5 protein-coding genes and 1 pseudogene are annotated in these 3,615 nt (G+C 30.4%); all 6 read right to left on the bottom strand.

Translation table 11 applies throughout. The annotated features are described in order from the left end of the window. Nucleotides 1-554 (bottom strand): glycoside hydrolase family 10 protein (locus tag WBG30_RS15285; protein WP_424505513.1); only part of this gene is annotated, 554 nt, incomplete at its 3' end. A gap of 236 nt (nucleotides 555-790) precedes the next feature. After that, entirely contained in the window at nucleotides 791-1,282 is a 492-nt protein-coding gene (locus WBG30_RS15280) for a pilin (RefSeq protein ID WP_424505512.1), read from the bottom strand. 365 nt (nucleotides 1,283-1,647) lie between these two features. Next, nucleotides 1,648-1,839, bottom strand: coding sequence for a hypothetical protein (locus WBG30_RS15275; RefSeq protein WP_424505511.1), 192 nt, complete (start codon nucleotides 1,837-1,839; stop codon nucleotides 1,648-1,650). Nucleotides 1,840-1,944: 105 nt separating this feature from the next. Beyond that, nucleotides 1,945-2,904 carry a ketol-acid reductoisomerase gene (gene ilvC / locus WBG30_RS15270; RefSeq protein ID WP_424505510.1) on the bottom strand — a complete coding sequence of 320 codons (960 nt, stop codon included), beginning with the start codon at nucleotides 2,902-2,904 and terminating at the stop codon, nucleotides 1,945-1,947. A 13-nt stretch (nucleotides 2,905-2,917) separates the two neighbouring features. Further along, nucleotides 2,918-3,409: an acetolactate synthase small subunit gene (ilvN, locus tag WBG30_RS15265; RefSeq protein WP_424505509.1), complete on the bottom strand. Its 492-nt coding sequence runs from the start codon at nucleotides 3,407-3,409 to the stop codon at nucleotides 2,918-2,920. Beyond that, a pseudogene (locus tag WBG30_RS15260) lies at nucleotides 3,406-3,615 on the bottom strand (biosynthetic-type acetolactate synthase large subunit); the annotation flags it as partial. The pseudogene WBG30_RS15260 and the gene ilvN, both read right to left, overlap by 4 nt.

The following is a 3,615-nucleotide window of genomic DNA, read 5'->3' as shown; positions in this document are numbered from 1 at the left end:
ACTTCCATGATGTTATCTATACTATAGTTCATAGCTTCTGGAATTCCAGGATTATAGTATAATTTACCACCATATCTAAATGTCCATTTAGGATTCAAGATAGCTGGATGGGTACTCATAGGAGTGTCTTCTTTTTTCATAGTTACCCTATATGGATTAAACCATGCATGAAATTGCAGTCCCCTTCTATGAGATTCCTCTATCATAAATTCTAATGGATCCCAGCCAGGGGATATCCCTTGTTCTCCTGTAAGATACTTTGACCACGGCTCAAATGAAGATGGATAAAAGGTATCAGCAGTAGGTCTAATTTGAACTACCACAGCATTCATATTCATCTCTACCACTTCATCTAATAACTTTATAAACTCCTGTTTTTGAGATTTTTCAGCATCTTTGCCAGTCCCCACAGTTTTAGGCCAATTTATGTTTACAACACTAGCTATCCAAACACCTCTAAATTCTGGTTTTTCTTTTATTATATTTTCTCTTTTATCTACTCCACTACACCCCACTAATATCAGCAGGAATAGTGCACTAAAAACTTTCTTCATTTTTTCTTTCCTCCCTCAATTGCTAAAACTTATATTTCCCCAATTTTTATCTTACTATTCATTACTATTCATTACTATTCATTACTATTCATTACTATAAATATTAGATTTTTTTTAGGAAAAAGTCAAATCTAAATAAAATTTATATCTGTAAAAAAGTAAATTTGCACCTAGATAATTATAATTTCCTAGACAATAAAAAAAAGATTTGAAATGTTCTCAAATCCTTAAAAATCTTAATACTCATCCCAACGTTTCCCTTCTAAACCAAAAGGTGCTTCTCTTTTAGCATTTATAGATATACTATAATCATCACCATTTGTCTGAAAGTTTCCATCACCGAGCATACTTCCTCCTTTTTTTTTCACAAGTTCGACGGTTCCACCATAAATAACATTACCATCAATACTTCCTTTACTACCACCTATTTTTGGTCTTGTATGCCCATCTGAGGCATATATTAGTTCAATAATTTTACTCTCTAGCCGTGGTTTTATAATTCCATCAAAATCTACTGTTACAGTAGCTTCATCGCTCATCATTAATTTTTCTAGAATAACTATTTCAGTAGTTGTCCTTATAACCCCTAGTGCTGCTATTACTTTTGTATTTTTAGCTTTTGCTAGCTGTTCTCTTAATTTTGGTACTAATGTTGTTGCTAGTATACCTATTATTGCAATAACCACTAACAATTCAATCAAAGTAAACCCTTTCTTTAATTTATTCATAATATCACTCCCAAACACTTTTTTTATAATCTATAGATAATTTAATTCGTTTATGCATAATTTAATTTATATACACAAAATTTAATTAATTTTAATAAAATTATACATGAATTCCTATTAAAATGCAAAGAAATCAAATAAAAAATAGTAATATATTGATATTTATCGCCTATAAATTTAAACAATTAAATATTTTTACAGTTAATCATTAAGTTATTTTCCTAGATAATTTTTATGACAATTTATTATTTTAATCTTGATTTCTAATCTAAAATTTTTATTATATATATTTCTAGCATTTTTTAAATTTATAATTTCCTAGATAATAAAAAAGGATTTGAAATATTCTCAAATCCTTAAAAAGCTTAATAATCTCCCCAACTTTTTCCTTCTAAACCATAAGTTCTACCCATGTTGCCCTGTAAATTTATCCTATAATCCTCACCAGTTGTACTAAATGTACCCTGACTCATCACCTGTGAAGCAGTTCCCGATCCTTTGGCCATAAGAAAAACAATTCCACCAAAAAGATTATCAGTCTTTTTGGCGAAATTCATAAAATTCAAAACTTAAGGCTTTTTTCAATTTAGTTCTAGAACTTAATATTATATAAATACAAAAATATATCCCAAAATTTAGACAGCCCTCTTTTTAAAAATTACTTATTTTGAAAATACCATTTTTCTCATCTTTGATCCAACTGCTTCGATTTTAGAATCAGAATATTTAGCTCTTTCTTCATTCATAAATTTATATCCATTTTCAGTTTCATCTATAAAGTTTTTGGCAAATTTTCCACTTTGAATATCCCCTAAAACTTCTCTCATAGTTTCACGAGTTTTATCTGTAATAATTTTCTTTCCAGTAATATAGTCACCATATTCAGCAGTATTTGAGATTGAATCTCTCATCTTAGCAAATCCTTTTTCATATACCATATCTATAATTAACTTCATCTCATGTACACATTCAAAATATGCAACTTCTGGGTTATATCCTGCTTCTACTAGAGTATCAAATCCAGATTGCATAAGTTCTGTTACTCCTCCACATAATACTGCTTGTTCTCCAAATAGATCTGTTTCAGTTTCCTCTTGGAATGTAGTTTCTATTACTCCTACTTTTCTTCCTACACCATTTGCCCAAGCATATGCTATTTCTTTCGTATCTCCACTTACATCATTGTGTACCGCTATTAAACATGGAACACCGTGTCCACCTTCAAATATCTCTCTTACCATATGTCCTGGCCCTTTAGGAGCTACCATAAATACATTTGTACCTTTTTTAGGTGTAATTCTTTCATAATGAATATTAAATCCATGTGCAAATCCTAAATAAGCTCCTTCTTTTAAATTTTCTTCAATTTCAGTTCTATATAATTCTGGTTGAGATTCGTCTGGAGCTAAGATCATTATTACATCTGCACCCTTTACTGCCTCACCAATTGTTGCTACTTTTACACCACTATTTTCAGCTTTTTCCCATGATTTTGATCCTTTTCTAAGACCTACAGTTACATCCATTCCTAAATCATGAAGGTTTAATGCATGTGCATGTCCTTGACTTCCATACCCTACTACCGTTAATTTTTTACCTTCTAAAGCTTTTAATTCTTTCATTTGTTTCTACCTCCTAAAGTTTAATTATCTCTGTTCTATGCATAGCACTTATTCCGGTTCTAGTTACTTCTAATATTCCAAATTTATCCATTACACCTATCAATCCTTCTACTTTATTTGAATCTCCAGTAATCTCTATAATAAGAGCCTCGTGGGAAAGATCTATAATTTTAGCTCTATAAATATCGACTATATTTGTTATTTCTATCCTTGTTTTAGAGTCAGACTTAACTTTTATTAGTGCTAATTCTCTTTTTACTACCTTTTCATCATCCAAAATTTCTACTTTTTTTACATCTATAAGTTTAGCTACTTGTTTTCTAACTTGCTCAACATATTCTTTATTCCCAATAACGGTGATTGTTATCCTAAAATATTCCTTGTCTTCACATACTCCACAAGTTATTCCATCTATATTAAATCCTCTTTTAGAAAATAATCCCGTAACTTTAGACATTATTCCCGGTTTATCTCTCATCATCATTAAAATTTGACATTTTTTCATAACTCCTCCTTAGATAAAATCATCTCGTCTACTGATTTTCCTCCTGGTATCATAGGGAACACATTTTCTTCCTTGGATACGATACAATTAACTAGAGATGATCTCTTTATAGAAAATATTTCTCCCAAAAGTTTATCTAGCTCTTTAGGAGTTTCTGCAGCGTTGGAATTTATCCCATATGCCTGACCAAGCATTACAAAATCAGG

The sequence above is a fragment of the Psychrilyobacter sp. genome, assembly GCF_049671765.1.
Taxonomy (GTDB): Bacteria; Fusobacteriota; Fusobacteriia; order Fusobacteriales; family Fusobacteriaceae; genus Psychrilyobacter.
Note: the sequence above shows the minus strand (reverse complement) of the source record. Positions and strands in the feature narration are given on the sequence as shown.